The sequence below is a fragment of the Pseudomonas fjordensis genome, from assembly GCF_976987115.1.
The window spans coordinates 5,256,074-5,276,042 of sequence record NZ_OZ336860.1 but is presented as its reverse complement, the minus strand read 5'-3'; the positions used below and the strand labels follow the sequence as shown (position 1 = coordinate 5,276,042).

Sequence of the window (19,969 nt, the reverse complement as noted above, 5' to 3'; positions counted from 1 at the left end):
GTAGGGCAAATAAGCTCGTCCACTTCACCGCCGGGTAAGGCTGGAGCGCCACTCACTTGATGTTTCGGGTGGTGGCTATCGCATTGAAGGCACCAGTGAGTGATGCGTACGAGAGTATTCATCGCTGAGGTGTGCTTTTTCATAGTTGAGCCCCTTGCCAGCCGGCGTTGGGACTGAGGTTGGCAAACCGGGTCTGATTGGCGATGAAGGCTGTTCGTACGGTCCCAGTTGGGCCGTTACGCGCCTTGCCGAGAATGATTTCTGCAATGCCTTTGTGTTCGCTCTGAGGGTGGTACACCTCGTCCCGGTAGACGAACATAATCAGGTCCGCGTCCTGTTCAATCGCACCGCTATCACGCAGGTCTGCGTTGATCGGACGCTTATTTGGCCGTCGCTCCAGTTCTCGGTTGAGCTGGGAAAGCGCAACCACCGGGCAATTCATCTCTTTCGCTAGGGCCTTGAGGGACTGGGATATAGCGCTGATCTCGTTGGCCCTGTTTTCCTGACCTGGGCAGCGCATGAGCTGCAGGTAATCGATCAGGATCAAGCTCGGGTGTCCGAAGCGACGAGCTGCTCGACGAGATTTAGCTCTGATTACTGCAGGCGTGAGCGCTGATGAGTCGTCGATGACCAGCCGCTCTCCATAGCCATTAATACGAGAAACCGCTGCAGTCAGCTTCGGCCAATCATCATCATCGAGCTTGCCCTTCAATAGCCTGCCCAGATCGATATGGCCTAGGATGCCCATCAATCGATACATCAGTGCTTTGGCCGGCATTTCCATGCTGAAAACCTGAACTGTACGATCAAGCTTTGCCTGCAGAGCCGTATCTATGAAGTTCAAGGCCAGAGAGGTCTTCCCCATAGACGGGCGCGCGCCGAGGATGATCAGGTCGGCTTCTTGAAAACCCGACGTCAGCTCGTCCAGGTCCTCCAGGCCTGAAGGCAGGCCGGTCACGGTGATATTGCCGTTGAAATGTTCGTCTATTTGTTCGACGACGTTCGTCAGGCATTGGTTGATATTGACGAATTCCGTTGCGCTCTTGCCTTCACCCAGAGCGAACAGTTGCTGTTCAATTGATTCTTGAACATCCTCCGCACTTGCCAACGGGTCTGTCGCCTCGCGAGAGCATTGGTATCCAAGGGACATGAGCTGTCTGAGCCGAGAGCGATTACGCACGATGGATGCGTAATGCTCGATGTTGGCTACAGACGGCGTGTTTTTGGCCAGCTCGCCCAGATAGCTCAGCCCTCCGGCTTCGTCTGGCTCCTCCAACGCGTTGTGGACGGTGACGATGTCGAACGGAATGGACTTGTCAGCAAGGCTTGCCATTGTCCGGAACAGCAACCGATGGTCGTGTCGGAAAAAATCAGAGGCATCCAGTTTGTCTGCGACGAGATCCCAGGTGTTGTTGTCGAGCAGTAGCCCACCTAACACACCTTGTTCAGCCTCTACGGAGTAGGGAGGTGAGAGGTCAAGGTGATTCATTTCCCAGACTCCTGGCCTATCTGAAGAAAACCACTCCCGTTGCGTGCCCCCAGGGCTTTGACCATGTCGACTTCAACCTTCGCTGAATTGATCATGACCTGAGCAACCTCGGCAACCGCTTTGGCCCGTTCGATTTCCATTGGTCTTTCTGGGTCCAGGAGGCTCTCGATCGCGACGAACAGGTGATTACGTAGATCTTCAATCTTGTTCTTCATGTTCAACCTCCCGGATGGTGCGTTTGAGTTTGCCGATAGCGCGTATTGCGGATTTCAGCTCTTCCGGATACCGATGAATGGTGTTCCGACGCATACGTTCTGCTCTCGTCAGCAACTCCAGGTTATTCAGGGCTATATGGGCCTTGTTGCCGTCCTTGAAGCACACGCACATGTTTATAGGGACTGGTCCGTGATGCTCCTCCCAAAGCAGTACATGCACGGCTTTCCAGTCAACGGGTGGGTAACCGGTATCGGTGATTTTCTTCTGCTGATAACCGTCAGGAGTTGTGCGCAGGCTGCCAATAGGCAGCCAGTTCCCCGGTTTATTGCCGGCCTTAAACTGCGTCTGAGTCATACGGCCAGAGGAGGGGAGCCCCTTAAGGCCCTTATTCCATGGGACGGATCCCTTGGGAAAGCGGAATTCTGCGCCCAACTTGCCGTCAAGCCGGCCACAGAGACTACTGCGAAGAAACTCGGCGCTTTTGCTCAAGCCCAGCCGTTTGGCTTTGGCATAGACCTGATAGACGCTGAGCCCCAATTCGGCGGCTAGGACCTGAGTCGGTTCATTGGGATAGCGGGCAATGAGCGAGCGCTCTTCTGCCTCACTCCAAACATGGTGTTTGTGAACCGGGGCAAGCCCAAGTTGGGATCTGGCTTGTTCCAGCGCCGCCATGGCCAAAGGTGAAAGCGAATGAGTTCTCATTGGCTCCCTCCATGCCCAAGGGCTCCTTGTGACTGCTGTCCGACACCACGATGCAGCCTGGCATGCTTGCCCTGGTCCCATCCCGCTTGCAAAGAGCGGGTGTCATGACCTTTGGCTTCGATGGGCTTGATAATGGCTAGCGTTAGTTTTGGATGATGCCATTCCAGGTAGGCTTGGATCTCCAGCGCAGTGTTTTCGTCTATCCCACCTGCAAACTGGTTCACCTTAGAGGCGACGGCATTGAGCCAGCCCTCGGCAAACAGTTGGCCGCGGTGACGTTTGGTTTTCAGTTGGCAGCGCTTCTGCTGGGCAACATGAGCTCGTCGGGCTGCGACAAGCTGGTGATGCAGCGTTGAATAGGTGTGAGCTGCCAGATCGGGTGAAATACCTTTCCCCAAGAACTTGAAGGACCAGCCAAGTAGCGGATTGAAATACGCCAAGTGGCTGCAATCGAAGGCTTGGGAACAGATTGAGGCCAGGTTGTGCAGCCAATCCTGCGGTGCCCGACGGGTTTTGGTACCCACAATGGATTCTTCGATTGTATGGGCAGCGACTTCGGTGTGTTCCAAGTTGTACTGATTCATCAAATGGCGAGCTTGACGAAGTGCAATTTCCACTTCGTTTGGGGCAGCGCCTTGTGACTTGGCCAGCGCCATGAGTTTGGCGACCTTGCTGAGGACTTTTTGCTTGTCCATCATTCACCCCCTTCCTGTTGGAGGCGGGGGGAGAGCGCCTCTGACCACAGGCGAAGTGTTTCTTCCTCATCAGCAGAGAGGTGAGTCCGGGCAAGGCAGTCCGCAACCTTCTGTTTCAGGGCATCAAGGCGGTCTTGAACACTTGACCCATCGTCGTAAGCAATCTCTTGCTCAACAGCTTGCACAACGTCATTACGAAGAGAGAGAACCGTGCTTATCCAAAAAGCACTTGGGCTGGTCCAGCCAATGAGCTTTCGAGTTCTGGCAGGCGACAGGTAATCACGGAGCCTGAGATTGAACTCCCTAGGGGAATAACCATTCCTGAAAACGTCTGCTCGATTAAGCGTCAGCGCTGTTTTAAGAATATCTAGAAGAGGGTCCAAAGCCGTTGGCTCAGGAGCAAAGGGTTCTAAATATGTTTCAGCTACCAGGCGTTTGGCTTCGGCATATCGACTTTGCTGACGGCGTTTGGCTTGGTTTTCGTCGCGGCCGCGCTTTTCCTTCGCGTGCTTAATGTTCGAGTTCACTGACTCGATAAGCTTCGCGGCGTCCTGCAAAAGCTGAAGCTGGTCAACGCTCAACTGAGCGCCAATCCGACCGGGTAATTGGTAACCGCTTGTCAGGGCTCGGATTTCTCGTGCGGTTCCACTGAGCTTGGCTTGCAAGCTGCGCAATTGCTGAGCGCTGTAGTACTTGCCAACCTCTAGGATGAGGTTTGCAGTAATACTGCGGGCGTCGGTAATGGAGGGCTTCGCCATTTCAACGACCCTCCCTCACCAAGTTAGCTACCTTTTCCTCGGTCATGGCCTCGAAGCGGTCACGCCATTCTGGAAAAAGCTCAATGGCCAATTGGCGGATCACGACAAGGGCTGCAGGGGATATGCGGTTGGAAGGCTGTCTGTATTCCAAGCGGTGTACTGGGACGCCCAGGGATGAACTGTTACGAAACACCACTGCGGAGGGGACGACGCATTCCAGAACGTTGATTTCGTCATTGTCCTGGAAAATTTCCCGTACCGACTGCTCGATCATTTGCGCGTCGGTGGTTTGGTCGAGATTGTTGACGACGATCCGCACAGGAGGGATTTTCATGCCCAGGCGCCCATAGGCGCGCAGGCCGTCCAGCATCTGCATGGATCCCCGGCTGAACTCCCGTGCAGCGAGCATATTGGGCGGAAGTGGGGATATGACCAAATCAGAGGCTAGGACCACCATTTCGAGCATTGCCGACCTGGCGCCTTGGGTGTCAATCAGTACCAGGTCGAAATGATCTTTGAAGCCCGGCATCAGGTTGGCGAGTCGCAACCGTCCGTCAGGTGCTTGCAGGATCAGGCTGTTCAGTTGGTTGTTGATGTCGTTGGAAATGACAAGCGACAGGTTTGGTATCGTGGTGCTGGATATGATCTTGGCTGATTCGGTGATATTGAATGCCAGCAGGTCGTAGATGCCTCCTTGAGCTTCATCGACCAATTGGTAATACGAGGAGAGCGAAGGCTGTGCAGGATCTAGGTCGATCATGAGCACGCGCAGGCCTGCATCCGCACAAAAAGCGCCGAGGTTGGCCTCGATGGTAGTTTTGCCTACGCCGCCTTTGGTCGAAACGACCGCAGAGATTTTCATGGTTTGGAGCCTCTAATGTGGGTTCATTAGAGGCTGCGAGGCCACGGAAACAGCTATGTGTAGCGAACACGATCCTGGGCTATGAAGCACTAAAACCAATTGTCTTTTAACCAATTGGTCGTAGGTTCGAATCCCACACGACCCACCATTTTTGGCGGTTTAGAAAATCCGGAAGGCCCACGTAAGTGAGGATTTCCGGGTTTTTTTTTGCCTGTCATTTGGCAGGTCCGAGTCGACGCTGAGTCATCCCTTGCTCAGATTCCCTCTGTTCTCCAAAAAAGGTCCTGTCAGTACCTTTGAAAGAGAGAACAAGACAAAAGCAGCGGAGCTAATCGGCTGATATGAATAAAGAAAAATAAAAGACCGTCCTTGATCCACGGTGATAGCTGCTAACCCTGTCCCGTCCTGAGCGGAACCCACAGGTATCGAATCTAGTGTGTTCAGAAAATCCGAGCGCCTTACACAAGTAAGGCTCTCGGTTTTTTTTGCCCGTCAAAAATGTTTTCACTGGCTCCCTCAGCCGTTCATCCAAGCGATAGGGTTTTTTTCTACTGATTTTGCCGATAACTCCTGGTTTTAGGTCTTTTATTGTCGGTTTTTATGTCTTTGCGCAATAATTTTTAGTTTTTTCCCAGCGATTTGGATTTTTCTTTGGGTTTTTTCACTCCACCAACTCAACAACGCAATTTGTATCAAACTATGTTCGTTTAGTATTGGATCCAATCAGCCGGCATTGCTGACGGTGTGTCTGACACAAACAAACTGCTGAAAAAGGAGAAACGCCATGATGCTCAAGGACCCTTCCCGCAAATATCGCCACTTCACCACGGTCGACCTGCCGGATCGCACATGGCCTGGTACTGTCCAGGCTGCCGCTCCCACCTGGTGCAGTGTGGATATGCGTGACGGCAACCAGGCGTTGATCGAGCCGATGAATGCCGAGCGCAAGCGGCGTTTTTTCGACTTGCTGGTGAAGGTCGGTTTCAAGGAAATCGAGGTGGGCTTTCCTGCCGCTTCGCAGACCGACTTTGACTATGTCCGTGAGCTGATTGAAAGCGGTGCGATTCCTGATGATGTGACGATTCAGGTCATGACCCAGGCGCGCAGCCACCTCATCGAACGCACGTTTGAGGCGTTGAAGGGAGCGCCTCGCGCCATCGTGCATGTTTACAATGCGACGGCGCCGGTGTTCCGGGACGTTGTCTTCAATGTGGACAAGGCGGGCTGCATCGAGATTGCTACCCAGGCAACTCGGGAGATCAAGCAGCACATGGACGCGAACCCCGATACGCAGTGGACGTTCCAGTATTCCCCGGAAACCTTTTGCTTCACCGAGCTGGATTTTGCACTGCAGGTGTGTGAGGCGGTAACGGATACGTTCGGGCCGACCCCCAGCAACAAGATGATCCTGAATCTGCCCACCACTGTGGAGGTGTCTACCGCTAACGTCTTCGCCGACCAGATCGAATGGTTCTGCCGGCATTTCAGTCGCCGTGACAGTGTGGTCATCAGCGTGCATCCGCACAATGATCGTGGCACTGGGGTTTCCACCGCGGAGCAGGCGTGCCTGGCCGGTGCCGAGCGTGTCGAGGGCACGTTGTTCGGCAACGGTGAGCGTACCGGCAACGTAGATATCCTCACGTTGGCGATGAACCTCTACACCAGCGGCATCGATCCGCAGTTGGATTTCTCCGACATCCTGCACGTCCAGCGTGAGGTGGAGTTCTGCAATCAGTTACCGACCCATCCTCGTCACCCTTACGCCGGTGAGTTGGTGTTTACCGCATTCTCCGGCTCGCACCAGGACGCGATCAAGAAAGGTTTTGCGGCGCGCCAGGCCAACCCCCAGGGCATGTGGGAAGTGCCGTACCTGCCTATCGATCCTGCCGATATGGGCCGTAGCTATGAAGCGGTGATTCGCGTGAACAGCCAGTCGGGCAAGGGGGGCGTGGCTTATCTGTTGGAGCAGCACGGCATTGTGATGCCGCGTCGCTTGCAGATGGAGTTCAGCAGCCTGGTACAACAGGAGGCCGATGGCTCCGGCCAGGAAATCAGTGGCGAGATGATCCTTGCCTGCTTCACCCGGCATTACCTGGAGCAGGGCAAGCCTTACGCGTTACGAGCCCCCAAACTGGTGAGCGAGGGCGATGTGACTTATCTGGAGGCCACCCTTGAACAAGGTATGCAGCGCATCGACTTGAGTGGCGAGGGCAACGGCCCGCTGGCGGCACTGGTCGATGCGTTTGCCCAGCGTGGCATTCATTTTGATATCGCCGATTACCACGAACATGCCACCCGTGACGGTGCCCAGGCTGAGGCGTTGGCCTATGTGGAAATTCGCGTGGGCAACCAGTTGCTGTTCGGCGCCGCTCGCGATGGCAGTAGCCTGCTCGCTTCCCTCAAAGCGGTCACCAGTGCGGTCAATCGCGCATCGCGCCTGGGGCTGCTCAGCGTGGTGAATGCTGCGGTGCCGTCCTGAGATGAACGCGCATACCGCATTGGCGGCACTTGCCGGTAATTATGGCCACGGTGACATAGTGGCCTCGCATCGACATGACGAAGGTCAACTGGTCTACGCCATCAACGGTGTGATGCTTGTGTCGGTGGAGGAGACCACCTGGGTGGTACCTTCCGGGCATGCGCTGTGGGTGCCTTCAGGGTTGGAGCATCAGATCCGTATGACCGGGGAGGTGCGCATGCGCACCTTGTTGATCTCGCCGGGAGCGCACCGTCGTTTGACGGAGGAATGCGAGGTCATCAGGGTTTCACCCTTGCTGCGCGAGTTGATTGTGGCGGCGGGCGATGAGCCTGACACCCAGCCGGCGTCGTTGCGTCACGTACAGATTGTCGAGCTGATTTTCTCGGAACTTGACCGTGCGCAAAGGGTGCTGGCTCACGTGCCGATACCGGACGAGCCGAGGCTCAAGTCACTGTGTGCGGACTTCATCGACAACCCGTCTCAGGAGTCGAAACTGGAGAGTTGGGCGGTGCAACTCAATATGAGTTCGCGCACCCTGGCGCGGCTGTTCCAGAAAGAGCTGGGCATGAGTTACGGCGAGTGGCGCAAGCGCACGCGACTGCTGCTCAGCATGCAGCGGCTGGCCAGTGGTGCCTCCATCCTGGAGGTGGCATTGGAGCACGGTTACCAAAGCCCGAGTGCATTTACCGCGATGTTCAAGCGCACCATGGGTTACACGCCGAGTCACTGCCGCCTGGTCTAAATTCACAGCGGTTGTGGGAGCTGGCTTGCCTGCGAAAGCGTTAGTGCAGTAACAGATGCACCGACTGACACATCGCCTTCGCGGGCAAGCCCGCTCCCACATTTCTGAACGAGTTCGACGCGCGATTCAGCAGCGCCGTCCCACCTTGTCCCAATCAAAACGACGGTTGTCCAGAACTCGGGAGATTCGCACCCCGTTGCGCTTTTACCCTGCGTCTCTACTTGGCATTCTGGATTTTTTCGATGGGTTCGCCTTCTTTTTTCCCACGGCATGGCCGTCTCTCGCTGCTCGGCGTTGCGGTGGCGTTGTTGGCGGGATGTTCGTCCTGGGTCGCCCATACACCGGCACAGCCCCATCCGGAACGCATCAATGCCCTCAGCCACCTCCCCCAAGGTGTCTCGGCCCAAGCATTACCTGAACGCTGGTGGCAGTTGTATAACGATCCGAACCTTGATGCGCTGGTGCAAAAGGCGTTGCTGCACAACCGCGACCTGGCAGCGGCCCAGGCCCATGTGCAGGCGATGCTGGCCGGCATCCTGCAGGCCGATGCCGAGCGCTGGCCGTCCACCCAGGCGTCAGTGGGTGCCGCTTACGGCAAGACCGCCGATGACCAGACCCTGGCCAAGGCTACCGATAGCCATGCGCCGTCAGAGTGGGCATTCAACCCGGGCTTCGAGCTGGCTTATCAAGTGGATGTCTGGGGCCAGGTTCAGCGCACCATTGAACGGGCTCAGGTGCAAGCCGCGGCGGCGCAGGATGCCGAAGACCTGCTGCGCATCACGGTCGCGGCACAAACCACTCGCGCTTATGTAAATGCCTGCGCCTTGGGTGCGCGTGCCAAGGTCCAGCGCCACTCGCTGGAAGTGGTCAGGCATAGCCTGGCGTTGACCGATCGCCAGCGCCAGGCCGGTGTGGTGACAGACCTTGAATACAGCCGCATGCAAGCCCTGCAAGGCGAAACCCAGGCGTTGCTGCCGATGCTCGAGGCGCGTCGGCAAGCCGCGCTCTACGAATTGGCCATGCTGACCGGCGTCGCTGATCTTGAACAGGACTCTGGCGCCGCGACGTGTGAAGTGGTGCCACAACTCAATGCCGAGTTACCGGTGGGCGATGGCTGGCAATTATTGGCGCGCCGCCCCGACATCCGTCAGGCCGAGCGCGCATTGCAGGCGGCCACGCTGCAAGTGGATATCGTGCAGGCCGACCTGTACCCCAAGGTCACCTTCGGCGCTTCCGTGTCTTCCTCGGCCAACAAGCCCCATGAACTGGGCGACAGCAGCGCGCTGATGTTCGGCATCGGCCCACTGATCACCTGGCAGTTCCCCAATTGGCAGGCCAACCGTGCGCGGGTCAAACAGGCGCGAGCGCTTGAGCAGGTGGAGGTGGCGCAGTTCGAGGCCAGCGTGCTCAAGGCCCTCAAGGAGGTGCGCCAGGCCCTGGCGTTATACGACGGCGAACGCCAGCGCCACGCGGCCCTGAGCCAGGCGCTGGAGAGCAGCCGCCAGGCTTACACATTGGCCCAATTCAACTATGAGGCGGGGGCTATCGACTTTCTCGACGTGCTGGACAGCGAGCGTGAGCTGATCCGTTTGCAGGCCACGCGGGCCGACGCCGATGGTCAATTGCTGCAACGCCAGATCAGTCTGTTTCGTGCCCTTGGCGGTGGTTGGCAGCCTTCAGCGCCCACCCACGCTTACACCCCTTTTTCCGGTACCCAGCCATGAATATCGCCGTTGATGAAAAAACTGCTGTCCAAGATGAGCAGGTGCCTGCGCGCAACTCACGCCGCAAAAGGCATCTGTTCATCCTGGGCGGCGCTGGGTTGTTGATCGCGGCGGTGGTGTTCGGCCTGTACTGGATGACGGTCGGCCGCTACCTGGAGCAGACCGATGATGCTTATGTGCGGGCCGACTGGATTCCCATCAGCCCGAAGGTCTCAGGCTATGTGGCCGAGGTGATGGTAGAGGACGATCAGCCGGTCAAGGCAGGGGATGTGCTGGTGCGCATCGAGGACCGTGACTACCAGGCCCGCTTGGCACAAGCCCGCGCAGAATTGGCCGAGACCCAGGCCTCGGTGGCAGCGCAAGAGGCCAACTTGAAAGTCACTGACAGCCTGATCGCTCAGCAAAAGGCCGGGGTTGCCCAGGCTGAGGCTCACGCCCGCAGCGTGGCCGCCGAATTGCGCCGTGCGAGCCTGGATCAGCGCCGCTACGAAGGCTTGGTGCGCGAACACGCCGCTAGCGCCCAGCGCTTGGAAACGGCCGCCGCCAGTTACACCCAGGCCAATGCTGCGGTGGAGATTGCCAAGGCGATGCAACTTCAGCAGGAAACCCGCTTGACCGTGGCCGTCACCCGCCGTCAATTGGCCCAGGCTTCGCTCCAGCAGCAGATAGCCCGGCGCAGCCAGGCCGAGGCGCAGTTGAACCTGGCGACGCATGCCCTGGAAGATACCTTGATCCGCTCGCCCATCGACGGCGTAGTGGGGCAGCGCAAAGTACGCACCCGTCAATACGTCGCGCCAGGGTTGCCGCTGCTGGCGGTGGTGCCTTTGCAGCAGGCTTACGTCGTGGCCAACTACAAGGAAACCCAATTGCGCGATATGCGTGCCGGCCAACCGGTGGATATCAGCGTCGACAGTTATTCGGGGCGCAAGCTTAAAGGCCATGTGGTGAGTTTTTCGCCGGGTTCCGGGGCGGTGTTCGCACTGTTGCCGTCGGATAACGCCACCGGCAACTTCACCAAGATCGTGCAACGCTTTCCAGTGAAGATCGCCATTGATGAGCATGACGAAGGCGGACCTATCCTGCCGGGCATGTCGGTCATCACCACGGTGGACACCCGCCCGGTTGAGCGGGGCGCTGCCCATGACTGAAGCGGCGGAAAAGAGCGTCTCCTTTCGCGCCTGGGTGGCGGTGATCGGTGGGCTGTTCGGCTGTTTCATGGCCGGCATGAACGTACACGTGACCAGCGCCGCGCTGCCGGAGATCGAAGGCTCCCTGGGGGCGACGTTCGAGGAAGGTTCGTGGATTTCCACCGCCTACCTGGTCGCGGAAATCGTGATGATTCCGCTCACCGCCTGGTTGGTGCAGGTGTTCTCTCTGCGGCGTGTGATGCTCGTCGGCTCGTTTGTGTTTCTGGTGGCGTCGATTGCCTGCTCCTGGGCACCCAACCTGCAAGTGATGATCATCATTCGGGTGATCCAGGGCGCTGCCGGCGCAGTGCTGATCCCCTTGTCATTCCAGTTGATCATCACCGAGCTGCCGCCCAGCAAAATCGCGATGGGCATGGCCTTGTTCGCGCTGTCCAACAGCGTCGCCCAGGCCGCCGGGCCGTCCATTGGCGGCTGGCTGACCGATGCCTATTCCTGGCGCTGGATCTTTTACCTGCAACTGGCCCCCGGCATTCTTTTGCTGCTGGCGGTGGCATGGTCCATCGATGCCAAACCCATGCAACTAAGCCTGCTCAAGCGCGGCGACTGGGGCGGAATCGTCGCCATGATCGTCGGCCTGGGTGGCTTGCAGATCGTGCTGGAAGAAGGCGGCCGCAAGGACTGGTTCGGCTCCGATTTCATCGTGTGGATGTCACTGATTGCCGGCGTTGCCCTGGTGTACTTCGTGCTGTCGCAGTTGTATGGCAGTCGCTCCTTCATCAACCTGCGCCTGCTCAAGAGCTACAACTTCGGCGTGGCCAGCGCAGCGATGTTTATCTTCGGCGGGGCCACCTTCGGCCTGGTGTTCCTGGTGCCCAATTACCTGTCCCAATTGCAGGGCTACAACGCCCGGGAGATTGGCATCAGCCTGATCGCCTACGGCATGGTGCAACTGGTACTGGCGCCGTTCATGCCGCGCCTGATGAAGTGGCTCAACCCGAAACTGATGGTCGCCAGCGGCTTTTTCATCATGGCCCTGGGGTGCTACCTCGGCGCGCACCTGGACGTGGACAGTGCCGCCAACGTGATTATTCCATCCACCGTGGTACGGGGCATCGGGCAGCCGCTGATCATGGTGGCGCTTTCCGTGCTGGCGGTGTCTGGCCTGGCCAAAGATGAAGCCGGATCGGCCTCGGCCTTGTTCTCCATGCTGCGTAACCTAGGGGGCGCCGTGGGCACGGCAGGTCTGACGCAGATCGTGGCCATGCGCGAGCGCTTTCATTCTGAGCGGGTAGGGGAGTCGATCACGCTGTTTTCCCCGTCCTTGCAGGAACGCCTGCGCGCCAGCATGGCCGACAGCGAGGCTTTCATCTTCAACCAGCTCTTACCCGCTCAACAGCAGGTGATCGACGGCTTGATCCACACCGTGCGGCGCGAGGCGTACCTGATGGCCTACAGCGATGCGTTCTACGTGGCCTGTGTCGCGTTGATCGTGTGCGGTGTCGCGGCCCTGGCATTACGGCAGTCAGCCAAAAACGCATAACCACGCCAAGCAGGTGTTGAATGTGTACAGCCCACTGCGTTGTGTAGGAGCCCACTATCCGCCCCCCGGAAAAAAGGAGCGCTCTCATGCAACAACCCGATACCCTGGTCCGTAACCCGGTGGGTAACCCTGTCGTCGCCAGCGTCAGCGTGAACGGCGATGCTCGCAGTGTGTGGAATGTGGTCGGCGATTTCGCTGGTTTTGCGAAGTTTATTCCAGCGTTGTCCCATATCGAAATGACCGGCGAGGGTGTGCGTTCGGTACGCAAGAAGTTGTTCAAGGACGGCAATGTGGTGATGGAACAACTCAACAGCCATGACGACCAAGCCATGACCATGACCTGGTCACTGATTTACACCTCACTGAACATTGGCAACCTGTGGGCGCTGATGGAGGTGGTGCCACAAGGCCCGACCCAGAGCCTGGCGACCTGGACGATCATTGGCCAGCCCTACGCGGGCAGCCAGGAGGACGTACCGGCGTTCGAAGCCTTCCTGCAAGGCTTTGCCGATGATGCGATGAAGAACCTACAGGCACTCTTCAACTGACTGACACACTGAAAATGTGCCTAGGTGTAGGAGCGAGCTTGCTCGCGAAAAACCTGAGGGCGCCGCGTACTCCAAGCATGCCGGCGTCATCGTTGACGTTCTTCGCGAGCAAGCTCGCTCCTACAGTGGGGTGGGGATTACCTTTTAGTTGATGGCCTGATCAATGCCCGCCTGCAAGGCCTGGCTTTCACTGTGCCCACCCGCGCGCAGCGGGCCCAGGTTGAAGGCTTGGTCCTTGCGCGTGGCGTCGTCGTGTTTCTGGGTCAGTTCGTCCTTGGCACCCAGGGCCAGGTTGACCGGTGACTTCGAAACGTTCAGCCCGACATCGGCACGGTAGTCGCTGCCGGCCAGTGTGGTTGCAGTCACCTTGGAGCCACCCAGCTCGACCTTGCCATTGGGCGCACTGATCCGCGCGCCCGTGAGCTGCGTGTCACCCTTGACCTGCAGGTTGACGCCCTGGCTTGCGCGAATGCCTGACGCCTGGGTGACGCTGTCTTTGACCACATGGCTGACATCCAGGTACAAGGTCGGCGTGTAGCTGGTGTTGCCGCTCTTGTCACCGAACAACACGTTCTCGGCAGTATTGGCCACCGTGCTGCCGGTGGTGTCTTTGCCACTGACGGTGTAGCTGTCGCTGGTTTTTGGCCAGACCTTATCCTTGAAGCCAGACAGGCGCGTGCCCAGGGCATCGGTCTTGTCTGCCAGGTAAGCCTTGGCCTTGTCCACGCGAGTGCCGAAGGCGCCACGGGGTTCTGGGTTCACGTCGTAGCTGCCACTGCGGGTGAGTTTTTCGCCCAGGCGTTCCTTGGCATTGACCACGCTGTTGACCACGCTGTCCTTGGCCGAAGCCAGGTGCCCGGCGCCCTTGTCGACGACGTTCTCCAGCTTGTCGCGATGCTTGTCGAACGCGCCTTCGGCCTTGGCTTGTACCTTGTCCTTGAGCGGGCCGGTGGTTTTGGCCAGTTTATCGACCACCCCCGGCTGGTTCTTCTCGACATCCAGCCTGGCGTCGACATTCACCTGGGTGCTGTTGACGTGGTCCTTGCGGCTTTCGACGACGAGGTCGCCGCCCACCGTGCCGCTCACCTTGTCGGCGTCGATACGCGCTCCGGCCAGATGGGTATCGCCGGCACTATTGAGAGTGACGTCACCCGCCGTGATCAGGCTGTTGTGCTGAGTGGTGCCTTGCAGGTGATCTACATCGACCTTGGCCCGCGCATTGATGCCGCGCTGGGTCTTGGGTGTCTCATGTTCACCAGCGTCGGCCAGGGTGGTTTTGCCGACGCTGCCGCCTGCGCCCAGGGTCACGCCCCAGTTGTTATGGGTTTGGGTCGATTGCGCGGACTCTTGCAGGATGCCGCCGTTTTGCGCATCCAGGCTAACGCTGGCTGCGCTGACCTGAGTGCCCTGCAAGTGGATGGCATCGGTTGCCTCAGCGCCGCTGGCGAGGCTGACCTTGCCGCTGCTGTGCAACTGCCCGACGACGGCGCTCTGGTCGTTTTCTGCCACTTTGCCAATGTTGAAGTTGGCGCTGAGGCTGCCGGTCTTGCTGCTGCTTTCGGCGCTGCTGGTCTTGCCGGCGCCGAGGGTCAGGCCGCCGCCCAGGTTGCTGCCATTGCTGACGTGGCTGTCGGTGGCGGCTTGCAGGTTCAGCTTGCCGCCGGCATTGAGGCTGATATCGCCAGCCTTTGCGCCCGTGCTGCCGATCTGCGTGCCTTGCAGGGTCATGTCAGCGCCACTGCTGAGCTGCACGGGGCCGCTGCCCTGAATCGTGGCGACACGGGCCTGGCTGTCCTGGGTGTCCAGGCGCTTGTTATCCAGCTGCACACCGGCACCGAGGTTGACGTTGCTGCCATTGGCGCCGGGTGCGGTGCCCACCGTCAGTGAGCCGTTGCCGCGCAGCGTGCTGCTGTTTTTGCTCTGGGTGTCGGTGGCCTGGTTGAGCGCCAGCTCACCGCCGGTCTTGAGGTTCACACCAGCCTGGCCGCCGTCGAACTGGCTGCCTTCATAACGGGCATCGCCCTTGGCCTCGATGCTCACGCCTTGGCTGGCCACATAGCTACCGACTACTGCTGTGCTGGTGGATTCGCGCACATCGCTGCTGCCGCCCAGGCCGCTGCCGCGCACGTTCACGTCTTCACCGGTGGTGGTGTAGACCCGCACGCCAGCCTTGGCGTCCACGCTTTGCTCGCTGCTGCTGTGGGTGTTGGCCGCTGCCGTGGCAAGGTGCTCGCCGGCCTTGATGTTCAGCCCGCCCTCGGTGGCGCGGTACTGGGTGCCCTCGTCCTGCAATTTGCCGACTGCATTGACCTGCACCGTGGCGCCACTGAACTGGCTGACCACGGCGGTGCTGTCTTGCGTAGTGCCGGTTTTGTTCGTGTGCCCGACTTCCACATCCAGGCCGACATTGGGTTGCTCGAACGCATCCAGCAAACCGGGCTGATGGAACTTGGCCTGGGCCACGCCCTCGACGGCTTTTTCGATCGGGCGGGTAATGCCCCGGTATTCGACATTGGCGCCGACGTCGGCGGTCCAGCCGTTTTCCTTGTGGGTGCTGGTCTCGGTGGAATGGGCGGCCTGGTTGTTAATCTGGCCAGCGTTGACCTGCAGCTCGGCGCCGGCCTTGGCCTGTGCACCCTCGCTGGTGAAGGTATTGCCAGCGTTGATGGTCAGCTTGCCGGTCGCGGCCACGGTGCTGGTTTGCGCGGTGGTTTTTTCAGCGGTGTCTTGGCTGCTCTGGTGGCTGAACTGAGCGCCACTGCCTGCCCGATCAATGCCGCCGGTGTAGTAGAAACTGCCGCCGGTGGTGGTTTTGTCGACTGCTTCGGTGCGCTTGTCGTGGGCAGCCAACAGCTCGACGTTTTTGCCGCTGACGGTGGCATCGCCTGCGGTTGCCTTGAGGTCCGAACCCTGGATGCTCACATCGCCACCGGCTTTTACCACGACGCTGCCGCCCTTGAGGCTGGAAGCCTGCTGCTGGGTGGTGTCGGTCTTGCGGGTTTGCTGCTGGTCTTCATAGCTCAGGCCCGCACGGTACTGGCGGCTGACACCCTCGGTTTCCTTGGCGTAGCCATCGAAGCCACGCGTATGGGTGCCGGTGGTGTCGTGAGTGGTGTTCTCGGCGGCCACGACCTTGATATCGCCTTTGGCATCCGCCTGCAGTTCGCCGCCAGCCGACACCTGCGAGCCACTGACGCGGATGTCCTGAGCGCTTTGCAGCTTGAGGTTGCTGTCCGAGCGCAGGTCGCTGGCGACCACGGTGCTGTCCTTGAGGTTCTTGCGGCTTTCATCCTTGGAGATGCCGAAGAACTTGCTGTCATTGCTGTAGCGGTTGTCGTGGGAGGTGTCCTGCACGCCGTCGATCACCAGCGAACCTTTGTCGCTGATGACACTGGCCTGCTTGCCGCCACGGGCCTGGCTGCCGCTGATGCGCACGTCGTCGGCCCTGACGATCAGCTTGCCGTCGGCGTTGACCTTGCTGCCGGTGTTCGACGTCTTGCCCTGGTTGCCGTCGCCGTTCTTGCCGAAGAAGCTGCCGCCGGTGAGGTCGCCGGAGTAGGCGTTGTCGCGGCTGCTCTGGGTGCGGCTGGCGCTGGTGATTTCCACCTGCCGGGCGGCCAGTTGAATATCGCCGGGGGTTTTCAGCTCGGCGCCTTGCAATTGCAGTTTTTGCTGGCTGGTCAGCTCCAGCGTGTTGCCGGCCTTGAGGCTGCTGGTGATGCTGCGTTGTTCGCTGCTGGATTTATCCCAGTTGGCTTTCCACAGGTGTTTGCGATGGTTGCCCTGGTCGCGGGTTTCATGGGTTTCGGTGGCGGCGTTAACGTCCAGGTCGGCGCCGCTGTCGACGCGCAGAGTGTTGCCCGCTTCCACATGGCTGGCTTTGATCTCGGTGTTGGCGCCGGAAGACAGCGCGGCATCCTGTTGCGCCACGACCTGGTTGCCGTGCTGGCGCGAGTCTTTGTCGGTGATGGTGCGGTCGTAGGTTTCGTAGGTGAACAGGAAGTTGCTGTTGTTCCACTGTTCACGCTTTTCCTGGAGCTTGCGGCTTTCCAGGCTGCTGAGGGTCAGGTTGCGGCTGGCGTCGAGTTTGACGTTGCGCCCGCTGACGTCGGTGGCGGCCAGGTTCAAATCCTTGGCACTGTGCAAGTCGATATCGCCCTGGCGGCTGTGCACGCCAGCGCGGGTGGCGTCGAGGCTGTCGGCACGCACCTGGCCGCTGATATCGAGGTCGCCCGCCGAACTGATCTTCACCCCGTCGGTGCCTTGCACCTGCACGCCACCCACGCGCACACCGGCGCCTTCGGCGGTGCTGATGATGTTGATGCGCCCGGCCTGCATGGCGCCGAACAGGCGCGCGTCGATGCGTTGGTCCTGGGTCTTGCTGGCCGGGTCCACCTGGCGCACTTGCCCGCTGGCGAAATCGACTTGGTTACGGCCGACGGTGAGGTTCAATTGATCGCGAGCGCTAAGGCGACCTTCGCTGTCGATGCGCGGCGCGATCAGGTTGATGGAGCCTTCACGGTTTTGCAGGCCCTGGCCTTGCACTGTCAGTTGGCCGTTGGCATCGCGGGTGCTCAAGGCTTGCAGCTTGCCGTCGTTGAGTTCAGGGCGGCCGACCACCAGATTGGCATTGGGCGTGTTGATGAAACTGCCGCCATTCACCGAAATGCCGTTAGGGTTGGCCAGCACGTAATCAGCCGCCTGGCCGAAAATCTCCTGGGCGCCGTTGAGGGTCGAGGCGTTGCGGCTGATCACTTCGTTGAGGATCACGCTCGCCGCCTGGCCCTGGAACTGCGGGTTGGCCGCCAGCTGCCCGGCGAGTTGGGATTGGCCAGCCTGCAAGGCGTTGTTCAACACCACACCCTGGCGGTCGACGTTGTAGTCCAAAAACTGGTTATGGGACAGGCCACCGGCGTTCGGCGCGACGATGTTGACGATGGGTACACCGCCCTGGTTTTGCAGCTGCGGTGTGCCGCCAGGCCCTTCGACGACGGTCAAGCCTGCGGCGAGCGCGAGCTGCGGCAGCAGGAACAGGCTGGCGATGGCCCAGCGCAGTTTGCCCTGGGGTGAAAGGTGGAAGCTGTGTGGAGTAGTCGGCATAAATAATCTCGCTCTGTGTTGGCTGATCCACCACGCGCGTTGTTCGTTGCAACGCTGCTGGAGTGGTCAGGTACGGCGGTGACTCAGGCTAAACACGGGTGTGGGCTCATATCTGTACGCTAAGGCGCGTCAGCCAGACCTCCGGCTCCTGGCGAAAACCTGTGGGGGTGTTGAGGTTGCGTTGGTAATCGACATCGAGCTGCACGTTCTTCCAGCTCAGGTTGAGCCCCGCGCTGGCGCCGCTCAGGCGTTGGCTCCGGGCGCCGTGTTCATGCTTGACCCAGCCGTTGTCCAGGCCCAGGCGCGGGGTGAGCTTCACCGGCAAGTCAGTGTTGAGCGGCAGGCGCAAGGTGTTGCGCCATACCGCGCCAATGGCACCGGAAGTACTGTTTTCGCGGTAGCCGCGCACGGCCGAGTCATCGGTGATCAGCAGCTGTTCGATGGCGGGCAATGCATCCGGGCTGTATTGCACCGACAACTGGCTTTGCCACTGCCACGGCTGCGCTGCCCATTGGCCGTTGCGCCATTGGGTGAGGTTGGCGCGGTACTTTTGAAACTGCGCCTTGGGCCGGTTTTTCTGCACTTGGTCGGCATCCCGGTCGGCGCCGAACCAGGTCAGGCCCTGGGCGTAGTTGACGTCCAGGTTCCACACCGCGCTGTTGAGCCAGAACAGGTTCAGGCCCGCTTCGGCCACGGTGAGCGTGGGGCTCTGGATGTCCAGGTGTACCTTCTGCAGGTAGCTGTCGACGTCTTTGTAGGCCAGTTGCAGGTTGGCGCTCAGTTGGTGGCCCTGGTCGCGCCACAACACCCGGTCGCTGCGCAGGCTGACCTGATCGGTGCGGCCACTGTTGTAAAACGTGGTGCGGCTGAGCTTGAACGGCGAGCGGTACTCGGCATGGCTGGCGAACAGGCTGTAGGTCCAGTAGCCGTAGGGGATGGAATAAAACAGGCTGTGGCTGCGGCTGTAGCGCGGCCCATGGTTGAGCGTGTCGCTGAAGCTCAGGTTGAGCGAGTCGTTGATTTGCAGCGGGCTGTCCAGGCTCAAGTTGATGGCATTGCGATCACGCCCGGTGCCAGCGCTGCCAAGGTTATCCACCCCCAGGCCCAGGGCCCAGCGCGAGGCACTGCTGCGCGAGCGCAGGATGATGCGCGACGCGCCCGCCGTGCTGCCTGGGGCGATGTCGGCGGTAAGGTCCACCGAGCGCAGGCGATTGAGCTGGTCCAGGCCCTGTTCCAGGTCTCGTAGGTTCAGGGGTTTGCCGAGCATGCCGGGGAATGCCCCGCCCAATGAAACCGGCAGGCTCTGGTCGGCCAGTTCGACGGCTTCCAGGTAGCCTTCTTCGACGTGAATATCCAACGGTTGCCCGGCGGCGGGCGCACTGATCAGGTAGGGGCGGCTGGCGATATAACCGGCCTCGACATACAGCCGGGTGATCTCGGCCAGCAGGCGGTTGATCTGCGTGACGCCCATGCAAGGCGCCACGTAGGGCTCAATATGTTTATTCAACTGGGCACGGCTGAACAGTGTGACCCCGGCCAGGCGTGTACCGCTCAAGGGCCAGCAGTGTTCATCCTTGGCGATGTCCGGGGGCAAGGCCGGTGTGGCCGCTGGTGTACCGAAGCTGCCACGTTGCATCTGGCGTTGGCGCTGCTCCAGTTGTAATTGCTGCAGGTCGCGTTGCTGTTGCTGCTGCAAGCGCAGGGCTTCCTGGCCTGGCTGCGGCGCCTCGGCGCCAGCCACGGGCAGCGCCCACAAGCAGAGCAGGGCGATGCCCAGGTTCCGGGTACAGCACAAGTGTCCGGTTGAGAGCAGGTTTGGCACTCGACATCCTTAACGTAGAAATACACACGATCCATACCGTCTGAGCCAACGTTGAACTCAGCGGTAATTGCCCTACTTGAGTGAGTGGTCGACGGTTTGTTACATCGCTGTAGGATTTATTACACAAGACGTAAGAAAAATCGC

The 19,969-nt window shown here is 59.7% G+C and carries 14 protein-coding genes; 6 read left to right on the top strand and 8 right to left on the bottom strand.

All coding sequences use genetic code 11. The features are described from left to right. Positions 1-139 precede the first annotated feature (139 nt). From dnaB to ACWHXD_RS24015, 6 genes are read right to left on the bottom strand one after another with little or no spacing between them, the layout of a single operon-like run. Positions 140-1,489, bottom strand: a complete 1,350-nt coding sequence (gene dnaB / locus ACWHXD_RS24040) for a replicative DNA helicase (RefSeq protein ID WP_008437319.1) — start codon at positions 1,487-1,489, stop codon at positions 140-142. After that, positions 1,486-1,704, bottom strand: coding sequence for a hypothetical protein (locus ACWHXD_RS24035; RefSeq protein ID WP_008437317.1), 219 nt, complete (start codon positions 1,702-1,704; stop codon positions 1,486-1,488). The genes dnaB and ACWHXD_RS24035 overlap by 4 nt, the downstream gene beginning before the upstream one ends. Further along, complete coding sequence (locus ACWHXD_RS24030; RefSeq protein ID WP_020301295.1) at positions 1,688-2,407, bottom strand: HNH endonuclease signature motif containing protein; 720 nt, start codon at positions 2,405-2,407, stop codon at positions 1,688-1,690. Before ACWHXD_RS24030 ends, ACWHXD_RS24035 begins: the two co-directional genes overlap by 17 nt. After that, on the bottom strand, positions 2,404-3,105 hold the full coding sequence (locus ACWHXD_RS24025) for a DUF2786 domain-containing protein (RefSeq protein ID WP_008437315.1): 702 nt from the start codon (positions 3,103-3,105) through the stop codon (positions 2,404-2,406). Before ACWHXD_RS24025 ends, ACWHXD_RS24030 begins: the two co-directional genes overlap by 4 nt. Further along, positions 3,102-3,860 carry a hypothetical protein gene (locus ACWHXD_RS24020; RefSeq protein WP_008437314.1) on the bottom strand — a complete coding sequence of 253 codons (759 nt, stop codon included), beginning with the start codon at positions 3,858-3,860 and terminating at the stop codon, positions 3,102-3,104. Before ACWHXD_RS24020 ends, ACWHXD_RS24025 begins: the two co-directional genes overlap by 4 nt. Before the next feature lies 1 nt (position 3,861). Then, positions 3,862-4,722: a ParA family protein gene (locus ACWHXD_RS24015; RefSeq protein WP_008437313.1), complete on the bottom strand. Its 861-nt coding sequence runs from the start codon at positions 4,720-4,722 to the stop codon at positions 3,862-3,864. 784 nt (positions 4,723-5,506) lie between these two features. Here ACWHXD_RS24015 and leuA point away from each other — a divergent pair. From leuA to ACWHXD_RS23985, 6 genes are all read left to right on the top strand, one after another. Further along, entirely contained in the window at positions 5,507-7,201 is a 1,695-nt protein-coding gene (leuA, locus tag ACWHXD_RS24010) for a 2-isopropylmalate synthase (RefSeq protein WP_138762280.1), read from the top strand. 1 nt (position 7,202) lies between these two features. Next, a complete protein-coding gene (locus ACWHXD_RS24005) occupies positions 7,203-7,943 on the top strand; it encodes an AraC family transcriptional regulator (RefSeq protein ID WP_138762281.1) in 741 nt (246 codons plus the stop codon). Positions 7,944-8,185: 242 nt separating this feature from the next. Then, on the top strand, positions 8,186-9,667 hold the full coding sequence (locus ACWHXD_RS24000) for an efflux transporter outer membrane subunit (RefSeq protein WP_138762282.1): 1,482 nt from the start codon (positions 8,186-8,188) through the stop codon (positions 9,665-9,667). Further along, positions 9,664-10,815, top strand: a complete 1,152-nt coding sequence (locus ACWHXD_RS23995) for an HlyD family secretion protein (RefSeq protein ID WP_138762283.1) — start codon at positions 9,664-9,666, stop codon at positions 10,813-10,815. The genes ACWHXD_RS24000 and ACWHXD_RS23995 overlap by 4 nt, the downstream gene beginning before the upstream one ends. Beyond that, a complete protein-coding gene (locus ACWHXD_RS23990; protein WP_138762284.1) occupies positions 10,808-12,355 on the top strand; it encodes an MDR family MFS transporter in 1,548 nt (515 codons plus the stop codon). Before ACWHXD_RS23995 ends, ACWHXD_RS23990 begins: the two co-directional genes overlap by 8 nt. A gap of 86 nt (positions 12,356-12,441) precedes the next feature. Next, positions 12,442-12,903 carry an SRPBCC family protein gene (locus tag ACWHXD_RS23985; RefSeq protein WP_032895524.1) on the top strand — a complete coding sequence of 154 codons (462 nt, stop codon included), beginning with the start codon at positions 12,442-12,444 and terminating at the stop codon, positions 12,901-12,903. Positions 12,904-13,047: 144 nt separating this feature from the next. Here the strand turns inward: ACWHXD_RS23985 and ACWHXD_RS23980 are convergent, their stop codons facing one another. Both ACWHXD_RS23980 and ACWHXD_RS23975 read right to left on the bottom strand, forming a co-directional pair. Continuing rightward, positions 13,048-18,003: a hemagglutinin repeat-containing protein gene (locus tag ACWHXD_RS23980; RefSeq protein WP_138762285.1), complete on the bottom strand. Its 4,956-nt coding sequence runs from the start codon at positions 18,001-18,003 to the stop codon at positions 13,048-13,050. A gap of 106 nt (positions 18,004-18,109) precedes the next feature. Beyond that, positions 18,110-19,825 (bottom strand): ShlB/FhaC/HecB family hemolysin secretion/activation protein, encoded by a 1,716-nt coding sequence (locus tag ACWHXD_RS23975; RefSeq protein ID WP_138762286.1) that lies wholly within the window; start codon positions 19,823-19,825, stop codon positions 18,110-18,112. Positions 19,826-19,969 lie beyond the last annotated feature (144 nt).

Coding starts and splice junctions, on each gene's coding strand:
- dnaB (WP_008437319.1), bottom strand. CDS start 1,489: ATGAATCACCTTGACCTCTCACCTCCCTACTCCGTAGAGGCTGAACAA.
- ACWHXD_RS24035 (WP_008437317.1), bottom strand. CDS start 1,704: ATGAAGAACAAGATTGAAGATCTACGTAATCACCTGTTCGTCGCGATC.
- ACWHXD_RS24030 (WP_020301295.1), bottom strand. CDS start 2,407: ATGAGAACTCATTCGCTTTCACCTTTGGCCATGGCGGCGCTGGAACAA.
- ACWHXD_RS24025 (WP_008437315.1), bottom strand. CDS start 3,105: ATGATGGACAAGCAAAAAGTCCTCAGCAAGGTCGCCAAACTCATGGCG.
- ACWHXD_RS24020 (WP_008437314.1), bottom strand. CDS start 3,860: ATGGCGAAGCCCTCCATTACCGACGCCCGCAGTATTACTGCAAACCTC.
- ACWHXD_RS24015 (WP_008437313.1), bottom strand. CDS start 4,722: ATGAAAATCTCTGCGGTCGTTTCGACCAAAGGCGGCGTAGGCAAAACT.
- leuA (WP_138762280.1), top strand. CDS start 5,507: ATGATGCTCAAGGACCCTTCCCGCAAATATCGCCACTTCACCACGGTC.
- ACWHXD_RS24005 (WP_138762281.1), top strand. CDS start 7,203: ATGAACGCGCATACCGCATTGGCGGCACTTGCCGGTAATTATGGCCAC.
- ACWHXD_RS24000 (WP_138762282.1), top strand. CDS start 8,186: ATGGGTTCGCCTTCTTTTTTCCCACGGCATGGCCGTCTCTCGCTGCTC.
- ACWHXD_RS23995 (WP_138762283.1), top strand. CDS start 9,664: ATGAATATCGCCGTTGATGAAAAAACTGCTGTCCAAGATGAGCAGGTG.
- ACWHXD_RS23990 (WP_138762284.1), top strand. CDS start 10,808: ATGACTGAAGCGGCGGAAAAGAGCGTCTCCTTTCGCGCCTGGGTGGCG.
- ACWHXD_RS23985 (WP_032895524.1), top strand. CDS start 12,442: ATGCAACAACCCGATACCCTGGTCCGTAACCCGGTGGGTAACCCTGTC.
- ACWHXD_RS23980 (WP_138762285.1), bottom strand. CDS start 18,003: ATGCCGACTACTCCACACAGCTTCCACCTTTCACCCCAGGGCAAACTG.